The following is a 1,008-nucleotide window of genomic DNA, read 5'->3' on the forward strand; positions in this document are numbered from 1 at the left end:
GGGGGGGGGGGGGTTAACGATTGGTAACAAGCGCTTTTGCGCGATAAAATTTTGCCACGCAAATAGCTATGGCAAGGGAGTTTGCGAAATTTAAAATTTATTTTGAAAAAGTTAGGAATTTTAAAATTTTAACGCTAGGACTTTGAAAAATTTTATAAATTTTTATGAATTTTGCGAACCAAAATTTTAGAATTTTCACGGCGCGGTAAAGCGAAATTTTAAAATTCTGCCACGAATTTTGGCGCGGGCTTTAGCAAAAACTTTAGCCACTGGTTTTAATACAAATTTGACGCGCAGACTTACTGCGAATTTGTGTAAATCCAGCATAATGCTTTGCCTAGGATTTTTGTGCAAAGTCTTTGCGACAAATTTTAGCAAGAAACCTTACGAGAGCTTTGATGCGAACCTTTTCGAAAACGCTCGTCATAAATTTTTAAACGGATTTTATGGCTTCGGGCATATCTAGTCAATAAATTTTACGTGAATAGCATCCTTATCGCAGCAGTAAATCAGTTTTATCAAAATAGAAATTTAGCAAACGATTTTTGCGCCACCGCAAGCGTATTTGCTGAGATGAAATTTCAAAACAAAATTCCGTCGCCACGTAAGCAGTGCCGCTATCGGGGTAAAATTTATAGACAAAATTCCTAGCGCCAAAACTGCTACTTGATATCTCACAAAATTTTAGTGCCACTCTATTCATAGACAGCTACCGCATTATTTTACAAAATTTTAATCTCACGCCGTCTCGAAGCCTAGCGTTATGCTACTATGCATTCTAGCTTCGCGCTGCGCAGAGCCAAGCCGATCTGAGCCGAGATGCTAGCCTAATCCTCCGCTTCGCTCTCCGCCGCAATCGCCTCGAGGCTTAAAATTTCATCGACGTCATCCAGCTGCGCTACGCCGCTTCCTGCGATGCTTCTGATGCTTGCGTGCATCGCGATCGCGCCGTCTCGCGCACGCGCGATCTGTTTTTCGCGCTGTTTCCAGATGCGCTCCATCGCGTTG

General features: G+C 42.4%; 1 pseudogene. It reads right to left on the bottom strand.

The features are described 5' to 3' along the window. Positions 1-827: 827 nt before the first annotated feature. Positions 828-1,008 (bottom strand): annotated as a pseudogene (locus tag Q0614_RS01315) (hypothetical protein); the annotation flags it as partial.

Origin of the sequence: uncultured Campylobacter sp., from assembly GCF_937997595.1 — a bacterium.
Lineage (GTDB): Bacteria > Campylobacterota > Campylobacteria > Campylobacterales > Campylobacteraceae > Campylobacter_B.